23 protein-coding genes and 1 pseudogene are annotated in these 26,855 nt (G+C 68.4%); 12 read left to right on the top strand and 12 right to left on the bottom strand.

Annotated elements, in window-relative coordinates:
- Positions 1-17: 17 nt before the first annotated feature.
- Genes AC1DNC_RS05650 through AC1DNC_RS05640 form a run of 3 tightly spaced genes read right to left on the bottom strand, consistent with a single transcriptional unit; the run spans position 18 to position 5,913 of the window.
- Positions 18-3,494: an ATP-binding protein gene (locus tag AC1DNC_RS05650; RefSeq protein WP_476861563.1), complete on the bottom strand. Its 3,477-nt coding sequence runs from the start codon at positions 3,492-3,494 to the stop codon at positions 18-20.
- The gene (locus AC1DNC_RS05645; RefSeq protein ID WP_476861562.1) at positions 3,491-4,462 is read right to left on the bottom strand and encodes a DUF4194 domain-containing protein; all 972 of its coding nucleotides are present in this window, start codon (positions 4,460-4,462) and stop codon (positions 3,491-3,493) included. Before AC1DNC_RS05645 ends, AC1DNC_RS05650 begins: the two co-directional genes overlap by 4 nt.
- Positions 4,463-4,464: 2 nt before the next feature.
- Positions 4,465-5,913, bottom strand: coding sequence for a DUF3375 family protein (locus AC1DNC_RS05640; RefSeq protein ID WP_476861561.1), 1,449 nt, complete (start codon positions 5,911-5,913; stop codon positions 4,465-4,467).
- Positions 5,914-6,209: 296 nt separating this feature from the next.
- On the opposite strand from AC1DNC_RS05640, the gene AC1DNC_RS05635 reads away from it, so the two are divergent.
- The 3 genes from AC1DNC_RS05635 to AC1DNC_RS05625 all read left to right on the top strand — a co-directional run bounded on the left by AC1DNC_RS05635 (position 6,210) and on the right by AC1DNC_RS05625 (position 9,694).
- Entirely contained in the window at positions 6,210-6,524 is a 315-nt protein-coding gene (locus tag AC1DNC_RS05635) for a hypothetical protein (RefSeq protein WP_476861560.1), read from the top strand.
- Between the two features lie 64 nt (positions 6,525-6,588).
- Complete coding sequence (locus tag AC1DNC_RS05630; RefSeq protein WP_476861559.1) at positions 6,589-8,604, top strand: acyl-CoA dehydrogenase family protein; 2,016 nt, start codon at positions 6,589-6,591, stop codon at positions 8,602-8,604.
- 166 nt (positions 8,605-8,770) lie between these two features.
- Positions 8,771-9,694, top strand: coding sequence for a YrzE family protein (locus AC1DNC_RS05625; protein ID WP_476861558.1), 924 nt, complete (start codon positions 8,771-8,773; stop codon positions 9,692-9,694).
- Here AC1DNC_RS05625 and AC1DNC_RS05620 read toward each other — a convergent pair.
- The gene (locus AC1DNC_RS05620; RefSeq protein ID WP_476861557.1) at positions 9,691-10,116 is read right to left on the bottom strand and encodes a YchJ family protein; all 426 of its coding nucleotides are present in this window, start codon (positions 10,114-10,116) and stop codon (positions 9,691-9,693) included. The genes AC1DNC_RS05625 and AC1DNC_RS05620 overlap by 4 nt on opposite strands.
- Before the next feature lie 249 nt (positions 10,117-10,365).
- Here AC1DNC_RS05620 and AC1DNC_RS05615 point away from each other — a divergent pair, with 249 nt between their 5' ends.
- The 4 genes from AC1DNC_RS05615 (at position 10,366) to AC1DNC_RS05600 (ending at position 14,101) form a co-directional block, all read left to right on the top strand.
- The gene (locus AC1DNC_RS05615; protein WP_476861556.1) at positions 10,366-10,974 is read left to right on the top strand and encodes a hypothetical protein; all 609 of its coding nucleotides are present in this window, start codon (positions 10,366-10,368) and stop codon (positions 10,972-10,974) included.
- 40 nt (positions 10,975-11,014) lie between these two features.
- Positions 11,015-12,019 carry an aldo/keto reductase family protein gene (locus tag AC1DNC_RS05610; protein ID WP_476861555.1) on the top strand — a complete coding sequence of 335 codons (1,005 nt, stop codon included), beginning with the start codon at positions 11,015-11,017 and terminating at the stop codon, positions 12,017-12,019.
- A gap of 3 nt (positions 12,020-12,022) precedes the next feature.
- A complete protein-coding gene (locus AC1DNC_RS05605) occupies positions 12,023-12,877 on the top strand; it encodes an SDR family oxidoreductase (protein WP_476861554.1) in 855 nt (284 codons plus the stop codon).
- 90 nt (positions 12,878-12,967) lie between these two features.
- Complete coding sequence (locus tag AC1DNC_RS05600; RefSeq protein WP_476861553.1) at positions 12,968-14,101, top strand: sulfite oxidase; 1,134 nt, start codon at positions 12,968-12,970, stop codon at positions 14,099-14,101.
- A 24-nt stretch (positions 14,102-14,125) separates the two neighbouring features.
- On the opposite strand, the gene AC1DNC_RS05595 is transcribed toward AC1DNC_RS05600, so the two are convergent.
- The 5 genes from AC1DNC_RS05595 to AC1DNC_RS05575 all read right to left on the bottom strand — a co-directional run bounded on the left by AC1DNC_RS05595 (position 14,126) and on the right by AC1DNC_RS05575 (position 18,645).
- Complete coding sequence (locus tag AC1DNC_RS05595; protein WP_476861552.1) at positions 14,126-14,896, bottom strand: SDR family NAD(P)-dependent oxidoreductase; 771 nt, start codon at positions 14,894-14,896, stop codon at positions 14,126-14,128.
- Positions 14,897-15,000: 104 nt separating this feature from the next.
- On the bottom strand, positions 15,001-16,770 hold the full coding sequence (locus AC1DNC_RS05590) for a DUF4389 domain-containing protein (protein ID WP_476861551.1): 1,770 nt from the start codon (positions 16,768-16,770) through the stop codon (positions 15,001-15,003).
- On the bottom strand, positions 16,767-17,216 hold the full coding sequence (locus tag AC1DNC_RS05585; protein ID WP_476861550.1) for a flavodoxin family protein: 450 nt from the start codon (positions 17,214-17,216) through the stop codon (positions 16,767-16,769). The genes AC1DNC_RS05590 and AC1DNC_RS05585 overlap by 4 nt, the downstream gene beginning before the upstream one ends.
- On the bottom strand, positions 17,213-18,268 hold the full coding sequence (locus AC1DNC_RS05580; RefSeq protein ID WP_476861549.1) for a zinc-dependent alcohol dehydrogenase family protein: 1,056 nt from the start codon (positions 18,266-18,268) through the stop codon (positions 17,213-17,215). Before AC1DNC_RS05580 ends, AC1DNC_RS05585 begins: the two co-directional genes overlap by 4 nt.
- Positions 18,265-18,645 carry a hypothetical protein gene (locus AC1DNC_RS05575; protein WP_476861548.1) on the bottom strand — a complete coding sequence of 127 codons (381 nt, stop codon included), beginning with the start codon at positions 18,643-18,645 and terminating at the stop codon, positions 18,265-18,267. The genes AC1DNC_RS05580 and AC1DNC_RS05575 overlap by 4 nt, the downstream gene beginning before the upstream one ends.
- A gap of 361 nt (positions 18,646-19,006) precedes the next feature.
- Between AC1DNC_RS05575 and AC1DNC_RS05570 the strand changes: the two genes are divergently transcribed.
- The gene (locus tag AC1DNC_RS05570) at positions 19,007-20,548 is read left to right on the top strand and encodes an amidohydrolase (protein WP_476861547.1); all 1,542 of its coding nucleotides are present in this window, start codon (positions 19,007-19,009) and stop codon (positions 20,546-20,548) included.
- Here AC1DNC_RS05570 and AC1DNC_RS05565 read toward each other — a convergent pair.
- Entirely contained in the window at positions 20,545-21,111 is a 567-nt protein-coding gene (locus AC1DNC_RS05565) for a hypothetical protein (protein WP_476861546.1), read from the bottom strand. The two genes, AC1DNC_RS05570 and AC1DNC_RS05565, sit on opposite strands and share 4 nt — an antisense overlap.
- Before the next feature lie 205 nt (positions 21,112-21,316).
- On the opposite strand from AC1DNC_RS05565, the pseudogene AC1DNC_RS05560 reads away from it, so the two are divergent.
- From AC1DNC_RS05560 to AC1DNC_RS05545, 4 genes and pseudogenes are all read left to right on the top strand, one after another.
- A pseudogene (locus AC1DNC_RS05560) lies at positions 21,317-22,593 on the top strand (HNH endonuclease).
- A 263-nt stretch (positions 22,594-22,856) separates the two neighbouring features.
- Complete coding sequence (locus AC1DNC_RS05555) at positions 22,857-23,474, top strand: uracil-DNA glycosylase family protein (protein ID WP_175323539.1); 618 nt, start codon at positions 22,857-22,859, stop codon at positions 23,472-23,474.
- A 168-nt stretch (positions 23,475-23,642) separates the two neighbouring features.
- The gene (locus AC1DNC_RS05550) at positions 23,643-24,386 is read left to right on the top strand and encodes a glucose 1-dehydrogenase (RefSeq protein ID WP_476861545.1); all 744 of its coding nucleotides are present in this window, start codon (positions 23,643-23,645) and stop codon (positions 24,384-24,386) included.
- Positions 24,387-24,408: 22 nt separating this feature from the next.
- Entirely contained in the window at positions 24,409-25,365 is a 957-nt protein-coding gene (locus AC1DNC_RS05545) for an L-lactate dehydrogenase (RefSeq protein WP_476861544.1), read from the top strand.
- A gap of 4 nt (positions 25,366-25,369) precedes the next feature.
- On the opposite strand, the gene AC1DNC_RS05540 is transcribed toward AC1DNC_RS05545, so the two are convergent.
- Positions 25,370-26,485: a cation diffusion facilitator family transporter gene (locus AC1DNC_RS05540; protein WP_476861543.1), complete on the bottom strand. Its 1,116-nt coding sequence runs from the start codon at positions 26,483-26,485 to the stop codon at positions 25,370-25,372.
- The gene (locus AC1DNC_RS05535) at positions 26,482-26,817 is read right to left on the bottom strand and encodes an ArsR/SmtB family transcription factor (RefSeq protein WP_476861542.1); all 336 of its coding nucleotides are present in this window, start codon (positions 26,815-26,817) and stop codon (positions 26,482-26,484) included. Before AC1DNC_RS05535 ends, AC1DNC_RS05540 begins: the two co-directional genes overlap by 4 nt.
- Positions 26,818-26,855: the final 38 nt, after the last annotated feature.

Here is a 26,855-nt window from a genome sequence, read left to right as displayed (position 1 = left end):
CCCGCGCTGCCCCGGGATCAGCGCAGGACGATATCCACCGGGTTCGCCTCGGAGCGCCACACACCCTCCGTGGCGGACCCGTTGGCGATCACCGGGGCCGTCAGGACGCCGGAGCGGTTGGTGCGCTTATCCCGCAGGATCTCAGTGACCGAGCCCAGGTGCCGGGACAGGTCGATCACGTTTTCCGGGGCGGCAAGGAGCAGCTGGAAGCCGAATTCGTGCAGCGCCTTGATGCCGGCGCCGGCGAATTCCTCCGAGGCCAGCACGAACGCCTCGTCCATCATGACGGTGCCGTAGGTGGTGAAGCCCTGCTCGGCGATGCCCAGCTGGTAGCTCAGGGCCGCGGCCATGATGAAGGCCGTAAAGCGCTGCCGCTCGCCGCCGGACATGGAACCGGTGTCCGCGTGCATGAAGACCTCGGTCCGCTTGCCGCCGTTCCTGCCCGCTTTCGACCCCTGCACCTCGCGGTGCTCCTTGCACTGGATGAAGAGGTGACCGCGGACATCCAGCACCTCGGCCCGCCAGCGCCGGTCCTCGGGCGTCTGCGAACCGAGCCGCTTCACCAGTGTTTCGAGCGACTTATAGCGGCTGGTGAGCTCGGCGTCGTCGTCCGCCTCCGCGCCGGCGGACCCAGCGGCCGGCCCAGAGGCCTTCCCTGTCCTGGCGTGGCGGACCTTCAGCGCGTTTTGGATTGCGTCCTTGAACTGCTTTGCGGTTGCCGGGAGGGTCTGCTTGATGTCTAGTTCCAGGAAGCTGCCTTCGTGGAAATTCACCTCGGAGAGGATCCCGTTCAGCGGCAGGATCCTGCTGGTGATGGAGCGGCGCTCCTCGTCCAGCAGGTGCAGGAGCGTGCTGAAGGACTCGTGCGTGCGCTGGTTGAAGAACTGCCGGAACTCGGCCTCCTGCGCGGGCAAGCCGTCGCTGACAATCGCGTGATACCGGGCCTCGAACTCCCCGGCGGCCCCGATTGAGGTGCCGTGGTCCGCGGAGATCGCCGTGCCCCACTCGCGGACGAAGCCTTCGAAAATGCGGGTGAGCCGCTCCGAGGTGGCCTGCCCGCGCGACTCGGCAGCGTGCAGCTCGGCCAGCAGCCGCGTCCGGACCCGGTTGGCGAGATTGTCCAGCTCGTACATCTCCAGCACGTCGCCGAACTCCGCGAAGTAAGGTTCCAGCGCCGCGACGGTGGCATCCGACGGCGGCTGCTGGGCCAGGCGCAGACGTGCCGCGTCAAGCAGGGAATCCGCCGTGGTGAGCTGGGCGTCGAGGGCCTTGTACTCGCTCTGCAGCACGGCCGCGGCCTCGGTGCTGGACTGGTGCTTCTGCCGGGCGACTTCGATGTTGGCGCGCAGCGGCTCGAGGTCGGCCTGCGCGGCGAGGGCATCCTTGAGCCGCTGTTCGATCCGGGCGAGCTCGTCGGCGGCCACTACCGCGGAAACCTGTTCCCACGGCCGGTGGTCGTCAGCCACCCGGCGCAGGGCGTCGAGCTGTCGGGTCATGCCCTGGTGGGATTCTTCCCGGCTCTGGGCCAGCTCGGCTGCCTTGGCGAGTTCCTGCTGCAGGTCCTCGACCTGCGCCGCGACCAGTTCGAGCTTGGCGGCATTGTCGAAGCCGAGGACGTAGTCCTGCCGCGAGGTGAAGCGGTCGTCCTTTTCCACGGTGTGGCGGTTGCGCTTGACCACGCCGCCCAGGCTCAGTCCCTTGTCCAGCCGGGCAAGTTCGTCCGGATCCTCGACGCAGGGGTAGGCGAAATCGAGGGCGATCCGCTCCCGGATCCATTCGCCCGCCTCCGCGGCCGGCCCGGCGGTGAGGATGTCCAGTTTGGTCAGCAGGTCGCCGTCGGCGGCGTCCTGCACGGCCAGCGCCCCGCCGGCGAGCGGCTTCGAGACGTCGACGGCGCGCAGTGCCCCGCGGACCGCGTGGTCGTTGAGGTAGCGGGTGACGGCGGCGAAGTGCTCGCCGGGGACCAGCAGCGTGGTGGCGAGGCTGCGCAGCGCACGCTCGGCGGCCGGCCTCCACTGTTCCTGCCCCTCGGCGAGGTCGATCAGCTCGCCGCCGAACGGCATCTGCTCCTCGGGAACGCCGGTGGCCGCCGCGATGGCGCTGCGGTTTTCAATGCTCGACGGCGGCAGCAGGGACTTGCGCGTCTTGAGCGAGACGAGTTCCTGCTGGGCGGCGGCCAGCTCCCGCTTCCTGGTCGCATGGCCGTCGAAGGCCTCAAAGCGCAGTTCCTTGAGCGCTTCCGAGTCGTCCTTGAGCTCGGCCGAGCGGGCGGCGGCGTGCTCGTGCGCCTGCTCCCAGCCGGCGGCGGTCCATTCAAGTTCCAGGCCCGCGTCGGTCAGGGCCTTGCGGGCGGATTCCTCGACCTGCTCGCGGAGTTTGAGGCCCACCCGGGCGTTCTCCAAGGACTGCTCGATCGCTGAGATCGCGTTGCCGCCCTGGTTGTTGTAGTCCGCCTCAAGCTGCCGCAGTTCCTTGGCGAGGCCGTCGCGGATACCGCGTTCAGCGCCGAGTTCCTTGGCCTTCGCCTGGGCCAGGTCCTTGAACCGGGCCAGTGTTTTCTCGTGGACGGTGACGGCGAGCTGCTGCTTGTAGGCCTCGAATTCCTCGCCGGCGAGGTCGCGCAGCCGGTTCGCGTCGAGCAGGGACTGCGCGTACTCCTTGTTCAGTCCGGGGACCGGTGCGAGTTGGTCGCGCTGTTGCCGGACGTCCTCGAGGCGCTGCCGGATGGACATCAGGTTGCTGAATTCCTCGACGACGTCGTCCGCGGCGGCCAGTGTGGCCGGCGCATCGAGGACCTGGTCGCGGAAGAAGGTGTTGACGCTGCCGCCCAGGCCCTTACCGGCCTGGATGACACGAAGCAGCGGAAGGGCCTGGTCCGAGTTGATCCCCAGCAGGCGCCGGAAGCGCTCGGCGAAGGCCTTGTGGACGTCGAAGATCTGGGCGTCCGGGAAGATCGCGTCCAGCGCCGCCTTGGTGAAGCGCTTCTCCGCGATCCCCTCGAGCGCGGACAGATCCAGCGGCTTGTTGTCGATCAGGTAGTACCGGCCGACGCTCGACTCGGTGCCGTTCTTCGGCAGGTCGAAGAGCGCCGAGATGGTCACGCGGGTGCCGGCAGCGTTGTCGAAGGTCAGGGCGACGGCGGACCAGGTGGCCCCGGGGCGCTGGAAGGCGCTGGCCGAGCCCTCGCCGACGGCTTTGTCTCCCACCTTGCCGCGCATGTACGTAAACGTGGTGCGCTTGTCCTCGACGGCGCCGCCGGCACGCTGGGCGGCGGCCTCGTTGGAGCGCGGCCGGGCATCGAAGACCCGCAGCATGGCGTCGAACAGCGTGGACTTGCCGACGCCGGAGTTGCCGGTCAGCAGGGTGCCGTTGCGGTCCACGTGCATCGTGTGGGCGCCATGGAATGTGCCCCAGTTGACCACCTGGACGAGGGCAAGGCGCATCTGGCCCGGGTTCGTAAGCTCGCCCATCGGGAGCATGGTTGCGATGCTCATTCGGCTGCCTCCGCTTCGTTGGTGGACGGGTCGGGTGACGACGACGGCGATGCCGCCCCCGCCCCTGCGCCGCGCAGCTGATCTTCGATCAGCTCAGCGCGCGGCTCCGACAGGCCCGATGCCACTCCCGGGGCGGCATCGCCGTCATCGTCGTCGCTGGTCAGGTCACCTTGAGCGTCGTCCCCTGAGTCGTCGTCCGTGTCGTCGTCGCCGGAGGTCCCCGGGTCGGCGTCGAGTTCGATCAGGGGTTCGGTGCCGGAGGGGTCGGTGCTGGCGGCGATGAGGGCTTCGATTTGGGCCGGGATGTCGCCGATGTTCTCGAAGGGGAGGGCCAGCGGGAGGGCGTTCGAGATGGTGTAGACCTCGTCCAAGCCGGTGCTGAGGAGGAGCTGGCGGGCCAGGAGCTTGGTGATGGCGCGGGTGACGACGTCGGCGTCGCGCAGCGCGTCCTGTTGGCCGGAGGGCTGGTAGTGGGCCACGAGGTCGGCGATTTCTTCGCGCGTGATCGTGGGGTCGGTCTGGGCGGTGACGTGGCGGTCCAGCAGCAGGCGCAGGCGAAGCAGCACGATGGTCTCGACCCGGCTCAGGGCCCGCTGCTGGCGCAGGATGCTGGAGCGGGTGCTGCCGCCGATCGCCTCCGGGTCCACCGGGCGCAGCACTGCCACCTTGCGTTCGTGGTCCAGCTGCAGCGTCAGGAAAAGTTCGGAGAGCCGGCTGCGCAGAATGAGCTGGTTGTCCAGCAGCGTGGTCCACAGCTTCTCGTCCCGGCCGCCGTCGATGTACGGGCCCTTGAGGAGCTTCACGAGGGCCTGGCGTACCTTCATCGGGAGCACGCCGGTGTCCCCGGGGAAGAAGGCCGCGCCGTCGACAAACGTGTCCCGCGGGGTGACGGTGAAGGGATCGGCGGGAACGTGCTCCGGCCCTTGCTGGGGCTCCGCGTCGTGTGCTTCCAGGGAAACTTCGGTCATCTTCAATCCTTCTTGAGCGTGACGACGGGCAGGTAGGCGGTGCGGGTGGAACCGTCGATTTGTTCGAAGTCCAGCGGCTCCCAGGCCTCGCGGTCGAAGCCGGCGCCCTGGTGCAGCGCGTGCGAGAGCAGGGCCCGGATGGAGTTGATGTGGCGCTCCTCCTCCGGCAGCTGCGCCCAGGCTTCGGCCAGGGTGGAGGCGCCGGCGGACGCGGCGCGGATCGCCTCGGGGCTGGCCTTGCCGGTCCGCGGCGAGCGCACCCGGTCCGAGTCGCTGAACGCGATGGGGTCGGCCAGTTTGGGCGGCGCGGCAAACTCGTCCGGGTCGAAGAGCTTGACCATGGCAAGGGATTCGAATCCGGCGTTGAAGAGCACCGGGCCGCGGACCAGGCCCGGACGTTCGCGCTCGTAGGGCAGCGAACGGATTGCTTGCTCGGCCTCACGCAGTACCTTGCGAAGCCGGACGGACTGGCGGTAGTCGTCGCTCTGGACGTACGTGTTGAGGCTCTCGCTGAGCTTGCCGTAAATCCGCTGGATCTGGCTGTGCTGGCTGCGCAGTTCGGCCACCAGGTTCTTCAGTGTCTCGCGCTCGTCCGGACTGAGCTCGTCGGCGAACTGCCGGCTAAGCACCTCCCCGATCGCGGACCGGAAGCGGAGCTGCTGCTGCGGGTCCTCCAGGAAGGCGGTGAAGGACCGGAAGGTCCTGCCCTCCGGGCTCTGCCGCAGCCGCTTGTCCGCCTCCAGCACCTGCGCCATGGTGGCGCCCTTGCTGAGGGATTCCTCGATGATCTGGTTGCGGAGCTCGCCCACCAGCTCCTCGATCCGGTCGCGCATCTTCTTGTAGTCCGCGGGCAGGCTCGCGGCGAGGTCCAGGATGTTTCCGGCCGCTTCGACGGCCTCCTCGTCGTCGAGCAGTCCGTCGAACTCGCCGGAGCTGATCTCCTCGATCAGTTGGCGGCGTTCACCGATCTCTTCCTCCAGGGATTCCAGCCGCGCACTCTGGTCCGGGTTGGTCTCGTTGGCGAGCTTCTCGACGTCGCCCAGCAGCGTCCCCAGCCGGGAGCCGTTCAGGGTGGAGCGTTCGCTGGAAAGGCTGTCCAGGAAGGCGAGGACACGGGCCGCGGGCTCGGTAACTTCGTACACGATCTGACCGGACTGGTTGCGACGGGTCAGGAAGCTTTTGCGCGTCCACTCATCCCCGAAGCTCTTGCCGTTGGCGGATCCGCCCAGCCCGGGGTCCTGGCGACGGAGCTGCTCAAGGAAGGCGTCGACGTCGGCATGGAACTGCTCCAGCGGCAGCTGGGGCCGGGTCCGGGTGAAGGAGGCCTGCAAGACGGCGATCACCCACGGCGCCGAGCGGGTCAGCGCCCAAGCGGGCCCCTTGGTGAGGAGTTCGAGGTCCCGGAGCCGGGCGCTGATGGCGTCGGCGGAGGACACCGCGGAACGGGACACGCAATTCTCCAATCGCTGCCGGGGGGTGGGTTCGGGCAGCGGATCGATGAAAACTGCCAACTACAAGGTTAACGCAGGCCTCCTCCCCTTCCTCGTTGAACCTCCCGGGCGGCCGGAGTGCTCCGCAAACGGCGACGCCGGTGAGCTTTTCGCGACCTCGCCGTGACCTACGCCCGGGTAGCATTTCGATCCCGTATCAAGGCACCGGACGCGCCCCGGGACTCTGGTTCGGCGCCCCTCCCGCACCCTACGCTCGGGCTACTGGTTCAGCCGAAGCGACGGGTGCAGGAGGAAGAATGCAGTTCGATCTAAGCGCAGTGGAGACGGGCACGATGGTCTTCGCCGGGACGCTGGCTTTCGCCCTTGTAATTGCCCTCTTCATCATTACGGCCGCCTTCGCCGCCCTGGTGCTGATCGGGCTTGCCCGGCTGTCCTGGTTCCTTGCCGCCAGCGTGCTGCTCGGCCTGGTTCACGGCATCAACGCCGGCTGGGACCGGCTGCTGCACCATGCCTCCACAGTGGAACTCCCCGGCGAATTCCCCGGCGAACTAATAGGGCAGTCCTCCCCTAGTACCGGCACCTACCCGCGGGTAGTATTGCGGGACAGCTGAAGGGTCCACCACCCGCGGCGGATCCAGGGCTCGAGCCGGACAACCCGGTTAGAGGAGATGCCCAATGAGCTCCGCCGTCGACAACCCAGCCACCGAAGATCCGGCCACCGATAGCCCCGCCACCGAGGTGCCGGTAGCCGCCCGGAAAATCGGCCCCCAGGCCACCGCAGCCGATGCCCGGGCCGTCGCCGAAGCTGCCCGGGAAACCAACTGGGACCGGCCCAGCTTCGCCAAGGGCCTCTACCTCGGCAGCTTCGACCTCAGCCTCATCCACCCCTGGCCGCAGGCACCGGCGGACGACGTCGAACGGGGCGACGCGTTCATGGAGCGGCTCACCGCGTACTGCCGGACGATGTCCGGGCGCACCATCGAGCGCGAGGCCCGGATCCCCGACGAATACCTCTCCGGTCTGGCGGCCCTGGGCGCCTTTGGCATGAAGATCCCCCGCGAGTACGGCGGCCTGGGCCTTTCGCTCGTGTACTACGGCCGGGCGCTGGCCCTGCTCGGGTCGGTCCATCCCAGCCTCGGCGCCCTCCTGTCCGCGCACCAGTCGATCGGCGTTCCGGAGCCCGTCAAGGTATTCGGCACGCCCGAGCAGAAGCGCGAGTACCTGCCGCGCTGCGCCGCCGGCGCGATCACTGCCTTCCTGCTCACGGAGTCCGACGTCGGCAGCGACCCGGCACGGATGGGCAGCACCGCGGCCCCCTCCGAGGACGGCCAGTCCTACATGCTGGACGGCGTGAAGCTCTGGACCACCAACGGCGTGATCGCCGAGCTCGTCGTGGTGATGGCTCTCGTCCCCGCGCACACCGACCCGGACGGCACCGCGCACAAGGGCGGCATCAGCGCCTTCGTCGTGGAGATGGACTCCCCCGGCATCACGGTCGAGAACCGCAACGCGTTCATGGGCCTGCGCGGCATCGAGAACGGCGTCACCCGCTTCCACCAGGTCCGGGTTCCGGCTGCCAACCGGCTGGGCCGCGAGGGGCAGGGCCTGAAGATCGCGCTCACCACGCTCAACACCGGGCGCCTCTCCATTCCCGCGCTCTGCGTAGCCTCCGGCCGCTGGAGCCTGAAGATCGCCAGGGAGTGGTCCAACGCCCGCACCCAGTGGGGCCGCCCGGTGGGCCAGCATGAGGCTGTGGGCAAGAAGATCGCCTTCATCGCCGCGAGTGCCTTCGCACTGGACGCGGTGTTCGAGCTGTCCGCGGAGCTGGCCGACGCCGGGCAGAAGGACGTGCGGATCGAGGCCGCCCTCGCCAAGCTGTGGTCCACCGAGATCAGCTGCCGGATCGCCGACGAGCTGGTGCAGATCCGCGGCGGACGGGGCTTCGAAACGGCCGACTCGCTTGAGGCCCGCGGAGAGCGCGCCGTCCCGGCCGAACAGCAGCTGCGGGACCTGCGGATCAACCGAATCTTCGAGGGCTCCTCGGAAATCATGCGGCTCCTGATCGCGCGCGAGGCGGTGGACGCGCACTTGGCCGCCGCTGGCGCGCTGGCCTCCGAGGACGCCAGCTTCCCGGAAAAGGCGAAGGCCGCCGTCGGCGCCTCCGGTTTCTACGCCCGCTGGCTGCCGAAGCTGGTGGCGGGCACCGGCATGGATCCGCGTTCCTACGGCGACTTCGGAATACTCGCAAGGCAGCTGCGCTTCGTGGAGCGGGCGTCGCGGCGGCTGGCGCGGCAGACCTTCTACGGGATGGGCCGCTGGCAGGCGAAGCTGGAGCACAAGCAGGCGTTCCTGGGCCGGATCGTGGACATCGGAGCCGAGCTATTCGCGATGGCAGCCTGCTGCTCGCGGGCGGAGATGCTGCTGCGGACCTCGCCGGAGCGCGGCGCCTCGGCCTACGAGCTCGCCGACGCCTACTGCGAGCAGGCGCGCGTCCGGGTCGAGGAGTATTTCGACCAGCTCTGGCGGAACACCGACGACGGCGACCGTGCCCTGACGCGCAAGGTCCTTGCCGGGGATTTCGAGTGGCTGGAGGCCGGCGTGCTGGACCAGTCGGAGGGGACCGGCCCTTGGATTGCGGATGCCAGCCCGCGCGCCTCCGTAACCGAGAACCTGCACCGAAAGTACCGCTGACGTGGGGCGATGCCGGGGAGGGCACGCTTCGGAAAAATAGTAAGCATCCTTGCTATTGGCTGAGCTGCCGTGGTTAGGTGGTGCCAAGACCTGATGACGGTCGAAGCATTGCCGTGCCCGGCTCAAATCATGAGTCCGGGTCAATCAATGAAAGCGAGCAGCCATCATGACCACCCCCACTGGACCCGAAGAGCGCACGCCCCGCACCGCACGCGAGGAAGAAGTCAGCCGGAACCAGGACCCGCGGATCCACGACGCCCGCCAGGACGGCGTAACCGCGGAGCGGCCCCTCAGCGTTGACGAGCCGGCAGAGCGCCGCGCCGAGCACCGTTCCGAGGTACGGGACGAGCGCGCCAACGACACCCGCGCCTTCCCCGCCGCTCCCGTTGCCGGAGCCGCCGCCGCGGGTACTGCCGCAGGTGCTGCCGGCCGGGACAACCGGGGGATCCACGGGTCCCGCGACGACCGCTACGACGGCGAGAACCACACCGTCGTCGAGGAGGTGCCCACTCGCGAGACCGTGGTGGCCCGCGAGAAGGAACAGTTCGGCGGCGTCAAAATCGGCTCCGCGTTCTTCGGCTGGCTGGCCGCCACCGGCATGGCAGTGCTGCTCACCGCCTTGGTCGCCGCCGCCGGCACCGCCGTCGGCCTGGCCACCAACACCAACGTCAACGAGGCGGTCAACCAGGCCTCGCAGAACCAGAGCGTGGGCATCGCAGGCATCATCGCACTGCTCGTCATTCTCTTCGTCTCCTACTACTGCGGCGGCTACGTGGCAGGGCGGATGGCCCGGTTCAACGGCGCCCGCCAGGGCCTGATGGTGTGGATCTGGGCACTGATCGCGGCCATCGTCGTTGCCGTCCTTGCCATGACGGCCGGTCAGAAGTTCAATGTCCTGGCGAGCCTGAACAGCTTCCCGCGCATCCCCGTCAACGAGGGCGACCTGACCGCCACGAGCATGATCGCCGCGGTCGTCGTTGCCGTGGTGGCCCTGATCGGCGCGATGCTGGGCGGCCTGGCCGGGATGCGCTTCCACCGCAAGGTGGACCGCGCAGGCTTCACCCCGGTGGAAACCGTCGAGGAGCGCTAGGCGAGGGTGAGCGCGCCGAGGTAGTACCAGCGCCGGCCCTCGCGCAGGAAACGGCTTGTTTCGTGCTGGATCCCGCGTTCGCCGTCGTGCCGGTAGTACGCCTTGAATTCGACTGTGCCTTCGGTGTCCAGCGGGCCTCCCCTGCCGGTCGACACAATATCCAGGCGCCGCCACTGCACGGCCGGGTCGAGGTCGAGCCGGGTCGGCCGGGTGTCCGGATGCCACGTCCGCAACAGGTACGCGGCGTCCAGCACCACAAAGGCGCTGTAGCGGGAGCGCATCAGTTGTTCCGCCGTCGGCGCCTCCGCGTCACCGCGGTGGAACCGGCCGCAGCAGTCGCCATACTGCTCGCCCGACAGGCACGGACAGTTGCCCTGATACAGGGCCTCGCCGTGCTCGGAACTGGCCTGGGCGTGCGTCAAGGGGATCCTTCCGGCTGGCCGGGCGGGTCCGGCGTGGGCTGCTTCCGACTATAGCCGCCCGCCCGGCCCGAGATCCCGACGGCGGGGTCCCGCCGTCGGGCCACCGAAGGTATCAGCTTGGACACATACTGCCCCGCAAGGCCTTTCCCTGCGTGTCAGTTCGAAATAGTCCGTATGGTTAAGAAGGGCTGTCGCCCGGCGGAACGATTGCGGCACGGACCTCACTGCAGGCTGGATTGGAGAGGCGAAGTGGAAGACCCGACAACGATCGCCATGAACCTGACTTTCTTCGGCACCCTTGGGATTGGCCTGGTCATGTTCTTCGGCGTCTTCCTGGCCCTCGTGATCGTCCTGTTGCTTGCAGGCCTCGGCCGGCTGCTCGCCATTGCCGGCATGGCCGTGGGCCGCGGCCTGACGTCCCCGCGTGGATCCGGCGGCCAGACGGCCGCAGTCGAGCGTGCCGCCGAGGATCCCGGAACAGCCAAGGCAGCGCGACCGGCGAAGCCCGCCAAACCGGCCCGCAAGGAGCCCCAGCTTTCCCCGGAGTGGGCCGCCGCCGTCGAACGTGCCGATGCCCGCGCCAAGGCCCGGGCCGAGGCCGAGGCGGCGCCGCAGGTGACCGTGGCGGTCCGCGAGCTGCCCAGCCCGAAAGCCCCGGTCCGCGACCTCAAGGAAGTTGGGCCCCTGGTCGAGTCCGCCACGGACCGGAATGGCGCCGCACCCGGAACTCCGCGGGCGTCCACGAAGCCCGCGGTTCCGGCCGCCAGCCCGGTGCTGGACACCGGTTCGCTGGCCATGCTCAAACACCAGCCCGCGCAGCAGGGCCAGCGGCAGAATACCGAACGCAAGGCCAGCTGAGCCCTTACCCCGGACAACCATCTGGGCTACGTTGGAACCCATGGAATTCAGATACCTCGGGCACAGCGGCTTCAAGATTTCGGAAATCACCTTCGGCAACTGGCTCACCCACGGCTCGCAAGTGGAGAACGACGTCGCCACCCAGTGCGTGCGGGCAGCGCTCGACGCGGGCATCAGCACCTTTGACACGGCGGACGTCTATGCGAACACCGCGGCCGAGACGGTCCTGGGTGAGGCGCTCAAAGACGAGCGGCGCGAGTCCCTGGAGATCTTCACCAAGGTCTTCGGCCCCACCGGCCCCAAGGGCCACAACGATCTTGGACTGTCCCGCAAGCACATCATGGAATCCATCAACGGCTCCCTGTCACGGCTGCAGACGGATTACGTGGACCTCTACCAGGCCCACCGCTATGACTACGAGACGCCGCTGGAAGAGACCATGCAGGCCTTCGCGGACATTGTGCGGCAGGGCAAGGCGCTGTACATCGGCGTCAGCGAATGGACGGCCAACCAGATCCGCGACGGCCACGCCCTCGCCAAGGACCTCGGCTTCCAGCTGATCTCCAACCAGCCGCAGTACTCGATGCTGTGGCGGGTCATCGAGGCGGAGGTGGTCCCGACGTCGGAGGAACTGGGGCTGTCCCAGATTGTCTGGTCCCCGATGGCCCAGGGCGTGCTCAGCGGCAAGTACCACCCCGGCAAACCCGCGCCCGAGGGCAGCCGCGCCACGGATGCCAAGGGCGGCGCCCGGATGATCGAGCGCTGGATGTCCGACGAGGTCCTGACCGGTGTGCAGCGACTCAAGCCGATCGCGGAGGAGGCCGGACTGACCATGGCCCAGCTGAGCATCGCGTGGGTGCTGCAGAACAAGAACGTTGCCTCCGCCATTATGGGCGCGTCCCGGCCGGAGCAGATCGCCGGAAACGTGGCCGCCGCCGGCGTGAAACTGGATCCGGCCCTCATGGACAAGATCGACGACGCCATTGGATCCCTCGCCGAACGGGACCCGGCGCAGACCAAGTCGCCGGCCTCCCGCGAGGCCTAGCCGGTGCGGGACCTGCCGGAGCTCGCCGTCACCGGTTCCACCGGCCAGCTCGGCGGCCAGGTGGCCCGGCTGCTGGCCGGTGCCGGGAGCGCCCAGCGGCTGCTCGTGCGCGACATCCGCCGGGCGCCGGAACTCGACGGCGCCGTTCCCGCCGTCGCCAGCTATGCGGACGCCGCTCAGGCGCGCGAAGCACTCGCCGGGGTGAAGACGCTCTTCATGGTCTCCGCCGCGGAGGCCGAGGACCGGCTTCAGCAGCATTACACCTTCGTCGATGCGGCGGCGGAGGCCGGCGTGCAGCACATCGTGTACACCTCGTTCTTCGGCGCGGCCCCTGACTGCACCTTCACCCTGGGACGGGACCATTACGCCACCGAGGAGCGGATCAAGGCTTCCGGAATGGACTACACGATCCTGCGGGACAACTTCTACCTGGACTTCCTGCCGTTGCTGGCCGGCGAGGACGGCGTGATCCGCGGCCCCGCCGGCAACGGTGTCATGGCAGCCGTGGCCCGGGCGGACATTGCCCGCTCTGCGCTGGCGGTGCTGCGCGACCCTGCCCTGCACGTGGGACGGAGCTACGACCTGACCGGCCCGGCGGACCTTTCGCTGGCCGCGGCCGCGGTTCTGCTGACCGCCGGCACCGGGCGCACCGTCAGCTACCATGACGAGACCCTCGAGGAGGCTTACGCCTCCCGGGAACACTACGGTGCGCCGCCCTGGCAGGTGGACGCCTGGGTCAGCACCTACACCGCCATCGCCGCCGGTGAGCTCGCGGGGCCGACGTCGGCCGTGCATGAGCTGACCGGGCGCGAACCGCTGGGACTGGTGGACTTCCTGGCCGAAGCGCACTCCCTCTAGGCGGCGGCCGGGCTCGGCCCGGTATTGACGCTTTCCGGGCGGCGGCGTAGACCTGAACGGCAGGCGAAAACCGCACAGAATCGCAGTCCCATGCCCAAACAACTCTCCAAGCACACCTCTCCCGTCATGGCACGGCGCCGGCAGGCGCAGAGGCCGGCAGCGCATCCCGGTGAGCCCAGTCATGGACCGCTCACCGCCGAGGAGCTGCAACTCGCCGTGCGGAACCACTCGATGCCGCTCGAGGCGCTCCGGGAGGACGTGACGCCGCCCGGGCTGCACTACCTGCTGGACCACTTCGACATCCCGGCCATCGACGAGGAGCGCTGGCATCTGCGGATCGGCGGCGCGGTGCAGCGGTCACTCGAACTGAACCTCCGTGCCCTCCGCCGCGCACCGAGCATCAGTGTCCCGGTCACGCTGGAATGCGCCGGCAACGGCCGGTCCCTGCTCAAGCCGCGGCCCTTGAGCCAGCCCTGGATGCTGGAGGGCGTAGGCACCGCTGTCTGGACCGGGGTGCCGCTGGCCTATCTGCTGACCCAGGCCGGCGTGGAGGACGACGCCGTCGAGGTTGCCTTCACCGGGGCCGACGCCGGGATCCAGGGCGGCGTGCGCCAGCAGTATGCGCGCAGCCTGCCGATCGGCGAAGCGCTCCGGCCCGACGTCGTTCTGGCCTACCGGATGAACGGCGCCGAGCTGCCGCCGCAGCACGGATACCCCCTGCGGCTCGTCGTCCCGGGCTGGTACGGCATGGCGAGCGTGAAGTGGCTGTCCTCGATCCAAGTGCTGACCAAACCCTTCGACGGGTTCCAGCAGTCCGTCGCCTACCGCTACCAGCAGGACGCGGACGACGCCGGCACCCCGGTCACCTGGATCAAGGTCCGTTCGCTGATGGTTCCGCCGGGCATTCCGGATTTCTTCACCCGGCAGCGGTTCCTTCCCGCGGGCCCGGTGATGTTGACCGGACGGGCGTGGTCCGGCCACGGCGCCGTCCAGCGCGTGGAGGTGGGGATCGACGGCAAATGGGCCCCCGCCCACCTGGAACATCCCGCGGCGCCGTTCGCGTGGTCCGTCTGGTCGATGCCGTGGGTGGCGGACCCCGGACAGCACGAGCTCTGCTGCCGCGCCACGGACTCCAGCGGTGCCACCCAGCCGCTCGAGCCGGTCTGGAACTACCAGGGCATGGGCAACAACGTGGTGCAGCGGGTCAAAGTCACGGTGGAATAGCCCTCCCCGGCAGTCCGCGGTGTCCTAGTAGTCCACGATCGCGCCGCTGGAAATGTTGATGGTGGCATCGGTGATGGCGCCGGCCTTGTCCGAGGCAATGAAGCTCGCCACGTTGCCGACGTCCGGCAGGGTGGCGGTGCGGTTCAGGTGCGCAGCCCTGGCGATCTCCACCACGATCTCCTCGCGCCCTTCCACCTGCCAGGGAATGGTCTCGATGATGCCTCCGGTCACCAGGGTGACCACGCGCACGCCGGACTTGCCCAGCTCAAGCGCCCACTGCCGCCGCAGGCCCTCCATCGCGTCCAGGGCCACCTTGAATCCACCGAGCCCGGAGACGGTCTGCGGCCCGGAGCCGCCGAACATGAGCACGACGCCGGACTTCTGCTTGATCATGTAGCCCGCCGCCGCCCGGGTGGTCAGGAAGTGGGTGCGCGTGGCCAGGGTGATCGGCTGGCTGAAGTCGTCGACGTCGATTTCCATCAGGGGCTGCTGGATGTCGCCGAACGAAATGACGTTGAAGGAGATGTCGATCCGCCTGGTCTTCTTCGCGGCGGCATCCACGAAGGCCTGCACCTGCTCCTCGTCCAGGGCATCGACGACGGCGGTTTCCGCCGTCCCGCCTTCCTCCCTAATATCCCGGGCCACCTTTTCCAGCCGGGATTCCGTGCGGCCGGCCAGGAAGACGGTGGCGCCCTCGGCCGCGAAAGCCCGCGATACCGCTCCGCCGATCGCACCCCCGGCGCCGTAGATCAGTGCCGTCTTGCCCTCGAGCAGGCCGCCAGTCGGCTCTTGCATAGTCAGCATCGTTCCCTGCCTCCCGCCGCGGAGTGGTGAATTCCCTCAACTATGTTCTCGCCGAGGGCAGGTGGCAAGGGGCAAAGATTCGTGTCCAAATACGATCAGTGACGCGGAGGAGCCGCGGGGCCCGGGTGCGGTCCCGGCTCGGGGCCGGGTTGCGGGCCAGGCGGCGGAGGGCCTTCCGGGCCGCCTCTGCCCTCATGGACCTCCGGCGGCACCGACGCCGAGGGGCCGCCGATCCCGTAGAAACCGGGCGGCGTGGCCTGCCGGGTGGGCGGGGAGGCCGGACCTGGCTCGCCCGCAGCCGGCCCGGGTTGCCCGTAGGCGGTGGGCTGCGGAGGGACAACTGCCGTAAGCGGCTGGAGGTCGCCCGGATCGGTGGGTCCCATGTCGAGATGGAACGGCGGGTATTCGTCGCGCATGAGGGCCACGTAAGTGATGACCCGGTAGATCCAGCGGTTCAGCCCCATCAGCAGATCGAACAGGCCGCGCCAGTACTGGCCGGTGAACAACAGGATGACGCCCGCGATCAGCACCAGCAGCCCGATCAGCGAGATGCCGTTGTTCTCCTGGACCCAGCGGCCGTCCACCCAGTAACCATCGCGGCCGCCCCAGCTGCGCGTCGTCCCCGTGAGGACGGCGACGATGAGCAGATGCGGAATGGCCAGCAGCCAGGACTTCACCAGCACCAGCCCGTGCGAGAGCTTCTCCGGGTAGTCGACGTCGAAATCCGCCGGATAGCCGGTACGGGCAAGCGTGAATGGCGGGTACTTGTCGGTGCCGATCGCTGCATAGGAGTAGAACGCCACCCGCCAGCTCCAGCGGATCACGCCCACATTGAAATTGAACAGCGAGCGCGGATATCGGCCGGTGAAAAGGATCGCAAAGCCGGCCACGATGGTGGTGACGACGAAGGCGAACCAGAGGAAGAACAGCACGATGAAGTGCGGAATGGCCAGGAACCACTTGACCAGCCAGAGCCAGCGCGAGAGCTGCGGGTCCAGGTAGCCGCTGAGCCGCGCCGGATAGACATAACCGCCGGGAGGCGTCCCGGCCGGCATCGGTCCGGCCGAATAGGGAGCCCCGGCGGGTGGGGCTCCGGAGTAGGGAGCCGGTGCATACGGACCCGGGGCGTGCGGAGCGCCGGCGCCGGGGGTTCCCGGGTACGGCTGCTGGCCCGGGCCCTCCGGCGGCCTGCCGCGGCCCAGCCCGGCAGCCCCGGCCACGATCAGCGGGACGCCCACCGCCAGCAGCACAATGCCGCCGATCAGGAGGCCCAGGAAGATCGGCCAGAGGAGGTCCGAGCGGGCGCCGCCGCGGAGGTCGACGGAAACGGGGCTGCTCGCATCGGCGTTCATGATCACCACGGCCCAGTTCCCGGAGCGCAGGTTCCATTTGAGTTCCTGGCTGCCGGCCCCGGTTGCGGACGCCGTCCAGAACTTCTGGTCCGCCGGCCGGGCCGGGGGCTTGGTCCCGGACACGTCCCGGTACTCGGCCCGGAAAGGCGAGAAACGGACCTCGGTCAGTTCGGAGTGCTTAACGCCGCTCAGGTAGGCGGCCACGTCTGCCTGCGGTGCGATGCCGATGAAGATCTGCTGCGCGGAGTCGGCGGCGGAGCCACGAAGCATCACGCTGCCGGCCATCGCGGCCGGGTCCATCCCGGCAGGTCCGGCATCCGTCATGACCTCCAGCCGCGGCGACGTCAGGGCGTAAGAGTCCACCGTGTAGCGCTCAGATGGCGTGGTGAAATATCCGCCGTCGCGCTGCTGGTAATTGGCCCAGCCGGTGAACCCGGCCCCGACGAGGAGTCCCAGCCCCAGCAACGCAGCAAGCGTGCCGAGCACCAGCATGACGATCCGGCCCGGTTTCATGGCCTGTCCAACGCCTCCAGCAACGACTTGCCCCACCGTGCGGCCTTCTCGATTTCGCCGGGACGCAATGGCCCTTCGCTGCCCTGGACGTAGAACGGCATGGGCTCGGAAATGATGTCGGCGCCGTTGTCCCGGAGCGCATGTGCCATCTTTTTCGCCGCGTCCCCGTGGACGAACATCCGGACCCGGGTGTCGAAAGCCGCCGCTTTGACCCCGTTGAGATGGCCGTCCCCGAGCGTCGAGAGCAGTTCGGTGATCTTCGGCGTCGGACGCCAGCCGTTGATGGGACTGCCAACAACCAGCAGGTCTCCTGCCGCCAGGTCGTCGGGGTGGAACTCGCTGACGGCGACCGGCGTGGCGTGGAGGTCGCCGAGTGAGCCGGCGACGGCTTCCGCCACGGATTTGGTGTTTCCAAACGCCGAATCGTAGACGACATGTGCCTTCATGCGGTGATCACCACCTTCAGGGCTTTCGTTTCCGCTGCGCGGGAAAAGGTGTCATAGGCGTCCATGAACTGGTCGAAGGTGAAGTGGTGGGTGGCGAACTTGTCCGCCGCCACCTTGTCCTGGGCCACCAGCTTGAGCAACATCGGGGTGGTGTTGGCGTTGACCAGGCCCATGCTGATGTTGATGTTCTGGATCCAGAGGTCCTCCACGTGCAGTTCCACGGGCTTGCCGTGCACCCCGACGTTGGCCACGTTGCCGCCGGGACGGACGATGTCCGTGCACATGCTGAAGGTGGCCGGGATACCGACAGCTTCGATCGCCACGTCCACGCCCTGCCCGTCGGTGAGCGCCATGACCTGGTCCCTCCAGTCGGCGTCGCCGGAAAGCACGACGTCGGTGGCGCCGAACTCACGTGATTTTTCCAGCCGGTTCGCGTCCAGGTCGATGGCGATGATGGTGGCGGCGCCGTAGAGTCCCGCCGTGGCAATCGCTGCGAGGCCCACCGGGCCGGCGCCAACCACGGCAACGGTGTCTCCGGGCTTGACCCTGCCGTACTGCACCCCGATCTCAAAGCCGGTAGGCAGGATGTCGGAGAGCATCACGGCCTGCTCGTCGCTCACGCCCTCAGGCAGCAGGTGGAGCGAGTTTTCGGCGTAGGGGACGCGGACGTATTCAGCCTGGGTGCCGTCGATCAGGTGGCCGAACACCCAGCCGATCCCGGACTGCCCTTCCTCGCCCATGCAGTGCGAGTAGAGGCCGGTCCGGCAGTTGGCGCAGTGTCCGCAGGACTTGATGCAGGAGATGATGACACGGTCCCCCACCTTGAGGCCGGTCACGGAGGACCCGGTCTCGGTGATGGTCCCCACGCCTTCATGGCCGAGGATCCGGCCCTTGGTTACGGCGGGGACGTCGCCCTTGAGGATATGAAGGTCCGTGCCGCAGATGGTGGTGGTGTCCACCTTGACGATCACGTCGCCGGGATTTTGGATCTTCGGGTCCGGGACGTCCGTCCAGGATTTCTCCCCGGGGCCGCCGTACACGAGGGCTTTCATGCGAGCTCCTTGCTTCTGAGGATGACGTGCGGATCGACGATCCGCAGGCGGCACGGGGTGACGGAAGAGTCGATGCCGGAGGAGACGATTGACTGGCGGGCGTGTTCGCGGAGCTCCTCGAAAGCTGCCGCGGTGACCCGGGCGTGGGCCAGATCCACGACGATCTCGTAGCCTCCGAGCTTGGATGTGACCCGGCGGCACACCACATAGAGAGCGCGGATATTGGCGGTGGTGACGACGCCGCGTACCTCGACGCGTGCGGACTCCTCCGCGGGATCGATCCGGATGACCACCTTGAGCCGCGGATCGCCGTGGGAAGGGTGCGCGTGGAACGACCGGCTACGGCTCGCCTGGTTCAAATGACGCAACGGGCTCATACGGTCTCAGAGCTCCCGCGCCGCCCAGCCCCCGCCGGAGCCGCAATGTGTGCGTCCGCTGCAATGGAATACTGCATAGACATGTTCGATGGCCACCTGCCTTTCCTGCCCAAGCTGGAAAGTGCAATTGCCATTTCCTCACCCCAGGGTCATAGCGAGACCGAAACTACTTTGCGGCGGTTCAACCCCCAATGGCCGTGCAAGAACCGCCCCAATTCCAGAATGGCCTCGCTCCCATCGGCGGGCAAGGGGGCGAAAGTCCCTTGCCCCCGCCGCGGTCCGGCGGGCTGGGAACGGTGTGCCGGCAGTGACCGATGGGGCGGGAATTGTTGCTGCCACGTTGTGCCCCTAGCCTGTTCCTATGTCGCGACACACCTCGCCCTCCGCTCCAGCCGGGCTTGTCCTCACCTCGGTCCGGCAGCCGGAGGAAATGACGCTCTGGGACATATTCATTACGGGCGGCATCGTTTCGCAGATTGTGCCGGCGGGCTCGTCCGGCCCGTTGTCGGACGCGGCGGCCGGCATCCAAGCGGTGGACCTCGACGGGCGCTTCCTGATTCCGGGACTGTGGGACGAACACGTCCATATGACCCAGTGGGCCCTGGCGGCCGGCCGGATCGATCTTTCCGACGCGGCCTCCGCGAGGGAAGCGGCCGCCGTCGTGCGTTCCCAACTGGAGGCTCGGCACTCCGGCGCGGCGGAACGGACCGACAGCGGCGCGGCCGCGGGTCCGACCCGTGTGGGCGTCGGGTTCCGTGATGCCGTTTGGGCGGATACGCCCAGTCTCGAACTGCTGGACAGCGCGACGTCCGGCGTCCCCACGGCGCTGATCAGTCACGATCTACACTGCGTGTGGCTGAACAGCGCAGCGGCGGCGCGCTACGGCGTGGCAGTGGGCGCGGACGGTCTGCTCCGCGAGGACCCGGCTTTTGAACTGACCCGGGAGCTCGGGCGCCTGCCTGACGACGCCGTCGATGCCATGGTCAGCGACGCCGGGAAGGCAGCCGCGGCGCGAGGCATCGTGGGGATTGTCGACTTCGAGATGGTGTGGAACCGGGACACCTGGCTGCGGCGCATCGCGTCGGGGTTCGATTCCCTGCGGGTGGAGGCAGGGGTCTATCCACAAGATCTGGAACGGGCAGTCGGCGCGGGAATGCGGACCGGTCAGCTGGTGCCTGAGGGCGGCGGCCTCCTGCGGGTGGGGCCGCTGAAGGTGCTGATCGACGGCTCCCTGAACACGCGCACGGCGTACTGCGTGGACCCTTACCCGCACGGCGGACGCGGGCTGCTCACGGTCAGCGAGGCGGAGCTGCTGCAGCTGCTGGAGCGGGCCCGCCAAACCGGCTTCGTGCCGGCAGTGCATGCCATCGGCGACGGCGCCAACGAGGTGGCGTTGAACGCTTTCGCGGCTGTGGGGATCCCGGGGCGGATTGAGCATGCCCAGTTTGTCCGGCAGCAGGACTTCGCACGGTTCGGCAAGCTGGGCCTCACCGCCAGCGTGCAGCCCGCCCATGCACTCGATGACCGCGACGCCGCCGACTCCAACTGGGCCGGCCGGACGGAGCGGGCGTTTCCGCTGCGTTCCCTGCTGGATGCGGGCGCGGCCTTGGCGCTTGGCTCCGACGCGCCGGTGGCACCGCTGGAGCCTTGGACGGCAATGTCCGCCGCCACCACCCGGGCGCGGCAGGACGGCCGCGGCCCGTGGCACCCGGAGCAGGCCCTGACCCGGCAGGAGGCTCTGGCGGCGTCCTCGCGCGGACGGCGCCGGATCAGCGTGGGCGACCCGGCCGACGTCGTGGTGCTCGACGCCGATCCGCTCGCCGTTTCCGACGTCGAGTTTGCCGCGATGCCGGTGGCCGCGACCATGGTGGCGGGGCGGTTCACGTACCGCGGCGGCCTTTAGCCGGATTTGGTCCCTTTGACCCGTGCCTGGACCAGGTTGGCGTACGGCAGCCGGCCATAGTCCGCGACGAATGCAGCGTGGTGCGCGGCCTCGGCCGCGGCGAGCTGCTCCACGGGGAGCTCCTTCCACGCCACGATCAGCTTGTTAGCGCCCGCGAGCTGCCAGATCAGCCGGCCGTCCCAGTGACCGGGAGGCTTGCCCTTGCCGAAGTCCACGAACTCTTGGATCTGGCGGCGCAGGCCGCGATTGCCCTTGCTGCCCGGACCAGCTTTGCCCAAGTAGAGGATGTCGGCACCGTCGACCCATTCGGCGTCCAGTGCCTCCGTCTTTAGGCTGGGGTCCTTTTTCTTGAAGACGCCGGCCGTGCTTTTGGCGAGGAACTGGGGCCGGGTGTTGCCGGGGCCGGGGGTGGGGCCGTGGCCGGGGCGTCCGGGGCCGGGGCCTCCGGGAAGCAGGATCGCGAAGATTCCAGGCTTCTGCGGGATCCGGTTGATGTCCAGGTCCGCCATCGGCCGGAACCCGGTGAAGCCGTCCTGCTTCAGCGTCTGTTTGTTGATCGGCATGGCTTCCTTGCGGTGGGGGCGGGTTCATAAGGCGTACAGAGGGCGGCTTTCCTGGCCGCCTTAATTGTCACAGGTGCCTGATTGACTGGGTTCATGGACGGCAAGCAAGGGCCCGAAGTGGTCCAGGAGGCAGCGCTTGGTGGCGCGGTCCGGGAAGTGATCCGCGGCCTCGCCACCACAATGCCGCCCCGACAGTTCAGCGGCCATTGACTGGTTGCGCGAGCTCGAGGATCTCAAGTCCGCCGCGGCCGCCTTGCAGGCCCGGATCACGGTCGCGTTCGACGTATTGCAGCGCCATGAACAGCGCGACGCCGGCGTACCGGCCGACCAGCTGGGGGCCGGGGTCGCGGCCCAGATCGCCCTCGCCCGCCGGGAATCCCCGGCCAAGGGCAGCCGCCTCCTGGGCCTCGCCAGGGCCTTGGTCACCGAAATGCCGCACACCCTCGCGGCCCTGGAAACCGGCCATCTGAATGAATGGCGCGCCACCCTCCTGGTACGGGAAACTGCCTGCCTGTCCGCGGCGGACCGGGCCTCCGTGGACGAGGAACTCGCAGCCGAGACCGGGACCTTCGACGGCGCCGGAGACCGGGCCATCACCTCCGCCGCGAGGGCGGCAGCCCACCGGCGGGACCCGCGCACGATTACCGAACGCGCCGCCCACGCCGCCACCGAGCGCCACGTCAGCCTCCGCCCCGCGCCGGACACCATGTGCTACCTCACCGCCTTGCTGCCCGTCGCGGAGGGGGTAGCCGTGCACGCGGCACTGACCCGGCACGCCGACGCCCTGCGCTCCGCAGGCGACACCCGTTCCCGGGGCCAACTGATGGCCGATGCGCTGGTCGAACGCACCACCGGAAAGGCAGGCGGGATCAGCGGCGTCGAAATCCAACTCGTCATGACCGACCGCGCCCTGTTCCAAGGCGACAGCGAACCCGCCCGTCTGCCGGGCTACGGTGTCGTCCCGGCAGGGTTGGCACGGAAGCTGCTTAGGGACGCCGGCGCCGCTGCCGCTGCCGCTGCCGACGACGGAAATCACGCCCTGCGCGACGAACGCGCCTTCGCGACCTGGCTCCGGCGCCTGTACACCGCCCCCGGCACCGGCGAGCTCGTCGGGCTGGACTCCCGCGCCCGGTTCTTCCCGCCCGGACACCGGCGCTTCATCCACGCCCGGGACCACACCTGCCGCACCCCGTACTGCGACGCCCCGATCCGCCACCTGGACCACGTCGTCCCCTGGCACGACGGCGGAACCACGAACTTCAGCAACGCCGCCGGACTCTGCGAAGCCTGCAACCACACGAAAGAAGCCCCGGCTGGAGCGCCCAACCCAGATCCGGCGCCCGGCACATCCTCCACCTCACGACGCCGACGGGCCACGTCTACCGCTCCACCGCACCGCCGTTGCCGGGAACGGCGTATTCCCTCTCGGAACCCCGACAGCGGCGCAAGCTCCGGCACACCGTCAAGATGCTGAGGTGCTGAGGCCGGGAGCCGGGCCCCCTTAAACACAAGGCCTGCAGGTACCTTCGCGATCTCGCTATGAGCTGGCCCGGACAATTGAATGTCCTGAACGACCCGAGCAAATCAGATGGTTACCTGCAGGCGCTTTAAGCGTACGCCCGGTGCCGGAGCCCTGACTAGGGGTCGCTCGCCTCTTCCGTGACGCGCGGAAACACCCCTCGGCGCAGGAGCGTAGAGTGGAACAAGACGCCTGATTCTGGACGCCGAGTGCTGAGGGAGAAATCGTGACGATTGACTGGGACGAAAAGAAGACTCTGCTGCAGGAACCGAACATCGCGGCCGTGACACAACTTTGCGACGAACTGATGGAGAAGAAGCCGGGATCCGTTGTCCCCTACATCGACCCCGTCCATGACGAAGACGAATGCCGCATCGTGAGCCTCCATATTGCGCCCGGCAAGGGCTGCGAATCAGGGTTCGTCTCGCATTTCAATGAGGATGAGGCCGCCCGCCGCGCCACGTCCATCTACGAAGCCGTCGAGCTCGACCCGCGCTACGTGATGCCGTGGAACGCCTACCCGTGGGTCCGCGACCCGGAGCTCCCCTCCGCCCTGAACGTCCAGGAAAAGACCGACGGCCTGCGGCCCTTCCGGCAGTTCATGAAGATCAACAAGCGCACCTCCGCGATTATCGCCCACGGTGCCGACGCGCACGCTTTCCTGACGCTGTTCGAAAAGACCTACCACTCTTCACTAAAGAACCGCGGCGTGAAGATCTACAAGGCCACCGCCCTCGGCGGCCGCGCCTTTGCCGTCTCACCGGCCAAGCAGGAAGAACTGCTGGCCAAGAATGTGGCGGTCTACAAAGACGCCATGCAGCGGGCCGGCATCCAGCACCTCTAGGGACCCCCGACGCCGGCTCCCAGCCGTCCGTCGTCGTCGACCGCTTGGGCCCTACGGCCCTGCCCAATCCCCTCCCCCACGGCCAAGCTGGGATAGCTGACCGGAGAACGGACAGCCCGTCGCGGCGCCTGCCAGCGCTGACGGTTGCTCCTTGGAAGGGACACCAGCATGGGACGGTTGGACGGCAAAGTTGCCCTGATCAGCGGCGGCGCCCGCGGCATTGGCGCTGCGATCGCGCGGCGCTTCCTTGACGAAGGGGCCGCGGCCGTCGTCGGCGACGTCTTGGACGACGACGGCGCCGCCTTGGTGGCGGAACTCGGCGACCGCGTCCGCTACGTGCACCTCGACGTGACCAGCCCGAGCGGCTGGGACGCCGCGGTCAACGAAGCGGTGACCGCATACGGCGGCCTCAGCGTCCTGGTCAACAACGCGGGCATCGTGAACTTCGGCCGGATCGACGAGTATCCGCACGAGCAGTGGTCCCGGATCATCGATGTGAACCTCACCGGTGTCTTCAACGGCATCAAGGCCGCCGCCCCGGCTCTGGCCAAGGCGGGCGCCTCCTCCATCATTAACGTCTCCTCCATCGCGGGCTTGCGCGGCTACGAGAACCTTGCCGGCTACACCGCCTCCAAGTTCGGCGTCCGCGGGCTGACCAAGGCCGCCGCGCTCGACCTCGGGCGGGACGGGATCAGGGTCAACTCAGTGCACCCGGGCGTCATCCAGACCCCCATGACCGAGGGCATGACCTTCGATACCGGCCACGTGCCGCTGCACCGGATCGGCCAGCCCACCGAGATCGCCCAACTCGCCGTCTATCTGGCCAGCGAGGAATCCTCCTTTGTCACGGGTGCCGAATTCGTCGTCGACGGCGGCGAAACCGCGGGCACCGTCGTGCCGCCCGGCAGCTGACCCACAGGAAATGGAAAAGCTCATGCCTGCGCATTCCGGGTCCAAACTGGCCGTTATCGGTGCCGGCAGCGTCGGCACTTCACTGGCCTACGCCGCCCTGATCCGTGGTTCGGCCAGCCACGTCGCGCTCTTCGACGTCAACGCGGCGAAGGCCGAAGCCGAGGTCCTGGACCTGGCCCACGGCACCCAGTTCACCGCGGCGGCGGCAACCGTCCACGGCGGCGCGGACATCAGCGTCACCGAAGGCGCCGACGTCGTCGTCATCACCGCCGGGGCCAAGCAGGCACCCGGGCAGACCCGCCTGGATTTGGCCGGTACGAACGTCCGCATCCTTGAGCAGCTCATGCCGCAACTGCTCGAACACGCCCCCGACGCGGTCTACGTGCTGGTCACCAACCCTTGTGATGTGCTGACCGTGGCCGCGCAAAAGATCACCGGGCTGCCGGCCTCCCGGATTTTCTCCTCGGGCACTGTCCTGGACACCTCGCGGCTGCGCTGGCTGCTGGCGCACCGAGCGGGCGTTTCGGTGAGCAGTGTGCACGCCAGCATGGTCGGCGAACACGGCGACACCGAATTCCCGATATGGTCCGGCGCGACCATCGGGCCCGTACCGATCCGGGAATGGAAGGTCGACGGCGAGCGCATCTTCACGCCCGGGTACCTCAGCGAAACCGCCCGCGAAGTCACCCAGGCGGCGTACAAGGTGATCGCCGGCAAGGGCGCCACGAATTACGCGATCGGGCTCTCCGGCGCCAGGATCGTCGAGGCGCTGTTGCGCTCCGAAAACGCGGTACTCCCGGTCTCCACGGTGATGCACGGCCAATACGGGATCGTCGGCGTCGCCCTGTCGCTGCCCAGCATTGTGGGGAACGGCGGCGTGCGCGCGGTGCTGGAGACGCCCATGGACGAGGGCGAACTCGCCTCGCTCCACCACTCCGCCGAAACCCTCCGGCAGAGCCTCGCCTCCCTCGGGATCTGACCCCTTAGGCGGGCTGCGGTACCGCCGGCACAACGGTCACCGAGCCCAGGTGCGGCAGCGCCGCCTTGGCGCCCTCCTCCAGGTCCGCGGCCACCGAGGAGAATTCGGCCAGCCGGGCGTCCGCGGTGACGGGGATGGTGATCTCGGCGTGCAGCCGGTGGCCGGACCAGCGCAGCCGCGAGGTGCCGCCCATGGGCGAGCGCTCCCGGACGACGCCGGCCAGCGCGTCGCTCAGGTGGGGGTCGACGCCGTCCATGAGCCGCCGCCCGACGTCGCGCACGGTGCCCCAGAGAAGCACCATGATCGCCACCGAGATCAGCAGACCCACGATGGGGTCCGCCAGTGGGAAGCCGAGCCAGACGCCCACGACACCGGCCACCACGGCGAGGGAAGTGAAGCCGTCGGTCCGGGCGTGCACGCCGTCGGCGATCAGGGCCGCGGAACCGATCCGCCGTCCGACCCGGATCCGGTAGATCGCCACCAGCTCGTTCCCGGCGAAACCGACGAGCCCGGCCGCGAGGACCCAGCCGAGGTTCTGCACGGGCTGCGGCTCGAAGAAGCGGCGAATCGACTCGACGGCGGCCACGACCGCGGAGAGGGCAATCATGGCGACAATGAAGAGTCCGGCGAGGTCCTCGGCGCGGCCGAAGCCGTAGGGGTAGGTTCGCGTCGCCTTTCGGCGGCCGAGCAGGAACGCGATCCACAACGGCACCGCTGTCAGCGCATCGGAGAAGTTGTGCACGGTGTCCGCCAGCAGCGCCACGGAGCCGCTGACCAGCACAATTGCCAACTGGAACAACGAGGTGGTCCCCAGGCCCAGCAGTGAAACCTTGACCGCGCGGATGCCTTGCGCGCTGGACTCGAGCGCCTCGTCGATTGAGTCCGCGGCGTCGTGGGAGTGCGGGACGAACAGTTCGTGCAGCCAGCCCTTCAGGCCGGAGGCGTGCGTGTGCCCGTGTGGGTGGTCGTGGTCATGGTCGTGTGGGTGGTCATGCGAGTGGTCATGGTCGTGGTCATGGTCATGGTCGTGCCCATGCCCGTGCTCATGCTCATGCGGGTGGCTATGGCCCTCGTGTTCCCCGTGGCGCTGCCGGCCCACGGCGTTCCCCGGCCCGCTCACGCGCCGTGTCCCGGAGCAGTACCCAAGGCGTGCTCGGCCTGGTGGATCGCATCCATCACCAGTTGGCGGGCGTGATCATTCTGCAGCCGGTAGAAGACCTTGGTCCCCTCCTGCCGGGTGGCGACCATGCCGCCCAGCCGCATCTTGGCCAGGTGCTGCGAAACGGCCGAAGCCGGTTTCCCAACCTTCTCCGCGAGGGCGTTCACCGGCAGCTCGCCATCCCCCAGCGCGAGGATCAGCCGAACCCGTGTGGCGTCGGCCAACATGGAAAACACTTCAACGGCCAACTCCACGTGGGGGCTGTCGAGATCAACCTGCATATCTGCATTCATACGCAGATAATGTCATATGCGCTGCGCCCGAACAACCC

It is taken from the genome of Arthrobacter sp. 01N442 (assembly GCF_056399345.1).
Note: the sequence above shows the minus strand (reverse complement) of the source record. Positions and strands in the feature narration are given on the sequence as shown.

Excerpts from the sequence above, each read along its gene's own strand:
- AC1DNC_RS05550 (WP_476861545.1), top strand. The coding sequence starts at position 23,643 with ATGGGACGGTTGGACGGCAAAGTTGCCCTGATCAGCGGCGGCGCCCGC.
- AC1DNC_RS05545 (WP_476861544.1), top strand. The coding sequence starts at position 24,409 with ATGCCTGCGCATTCCGGGTCCAAACTGGCCGTTATCGGTGCCGGCAGC.
- AC1DNC_RS05650 (WP_476861563.1), bottom strand. The coding sequence starts at position 3,494 with ATGAGCATCGCAACCATGCTCCCGATGGGCGAGCTTACGAACCCGGGC.
- AC1DNC_RS05645 (WP_476861562.1), bottom strand. The coding sequence starts at position 4,462 with ATGACCGAAGTTTCCCTGGAAGCACACGACGCGGAGCCCCAGCAAGGG.
- AC1DNC_RS05580 (WP_476861549.1), bottom strand. The coding sequence starts at position 18,268 with ATGAAAGCCCTCGTGTACGGCGGCCCCGGGGAGAAATCCTGGACGGAC.
- AC1DNC_RS05610 (WP_476861555.1), top strand. The coding sequence starts at position 11,015 with ATGGAATTCAGATACCTCGGGCACAGCGGCTTCAAGATTTCGGAAATC.
- AC1DNC_RS05575 (WP_476861548.1), bottom strand. The coding sequence starts at position 18,645 with ATGAGCCCGTTGCGTCATTTGAACCAGGCGAGCCGTAGCCGGTCGTTC.
- AC1DNC_RS05600 (WP_476861553.1), top strand. The coding sequence starts at position 12,968 with ATGCCCAAACAACTCTCCAAGCACACCTCTCCCGTCATGGCACGGCGC.
- AC1DNC_RS05565 (WP_476861546.1), bottom strand. The coding sequence starts at position 21,111 with ATGCCGATCAACAAACAGACGCTGAAGCAGGACGGCTTCACCGGGTTC.
- AC1DNC_RS05635 (WP_476861560.1), top strand. The coding sequence starts at position 6,210 with ATGCAGTTCGATCTAAGCGCAGTGGAGACGGGCACGATGGTCTTCGCC.
- AC1DNC_RS05630 (WP_476861559.1), top strand. The coding sequence starts at position 6,589 with ATGAGCTCCGCCGTCGACAACCCAGCCACCGAAGATCCGGCCACCGAT.
- AC1DNC_RS05570 (WP_476861547.1), top strand. The coding sequence starts at position 19,007 with ATGTCGCGACACACCTCGCCCTCCGCTCCAGCCGGGCTTGTCCTCACC.
- AC1DNC_RS05625 (WP_476861558.1), top strand. The coding sequence starts at position 8,771 with ATGACCACCCCCACTGGACCCGAAGAGCGCACGCCCCGCACCGCACGC.
- AC1DNC_RS05595 (WP_476861552.1), bottom strand. The coding sequence starts at position 14,896 with ATGCAAGAGCCGACTGGCGGCCTGCTCGAGGGCAAGACGGCACTGATC.
- AC1DNC_RS05535 (WP_476861542.1), bottom strand. The coding sequence starts at position 26,817 with ATGAATGCAGATATGCAGGTTGATCTCGACAGCCCCCACGTGGAGTTG.
- AC1DNC_RS05585 (WP_476861550.1), bottom strand. The coding sequence starts at position 17,216 with ATGAAGGCACATGTCGTCTACGATTCGGCGTTTGGAAACACCAAATCC.
- AC1DNC_RS05590 (WP_476861551.1), bottom strand. The coding sequence starts at position 16,770 with ATGAAACCGGGCCGGATCGTCATGCTGGTGCTCGGCACGCTTGCTGCG.